At 44.0% G+C, this 595-nt stretch carries 1 protein-coding gene; it reads right to left on the minus strand.

All coding sequences use genetic code 11. The features are described from left to right. Window positions 1-118: 118 nt before the first annotated feature. Window positions 119-595: lysine exporter LysO family protein (locus R7093_RS26600; RefSeq protein WP_318147199.1), on the minus strand; the 477-nt coding region annotated here is incomplete at its 5' end.

Here is a 595-nt window from a genome sequence, read left to right on the forward strand (position 1 = left end):
TTGGGCTAAATAACAAAATTCAAATTAATAAGTTGTCAGTGTACTGACCACTTTAACGTTAACTGGGTATTTAAATTTTTGCCGTATTGTAATGGATGTTAAAGATAAAACCTGAGATCTAGCTAGCAAGTGATACAAAGAAAAGCATCATAACGGGCACAAGTAAACTCAAGATAAAACCACTAACAATAGCGACAGGGACGCAGCGGACGCCACCTGTGGTTTGAATCACAGGTAATGTAAAGTCCATCGCAGTTGCGCCCGCATAACCGATAGCTGTACAAGGGTAGCTACGGATAAAGAGTGGGATCGCGACCAGCGCTATCAACTCACGCATGAGTTCGATAAGGAAAGACGCCCCACCAAACACAGGACCAAATGCGTCGCCCATCAAAATGCCTGCTAATGAGTACCAGCCAAATCCGGAAGACATCGCTAATGCTTGATAAAGTGGTAAGTCTAAAATCACAGAAGCGATAACGCCGCCGAGCATACAAGTGGCGATAACAATGGCAGCAATCGCCATGCCTTGTTTGTTGAGCAAGATCTGTCTCAGAGTTAAACCGCTGTTCCTGAGTTGAATGCCGATGAAAAA

The sequence above is a fragment of the Vibrio sp. 1580 genome (assembly GCF_033340055.1).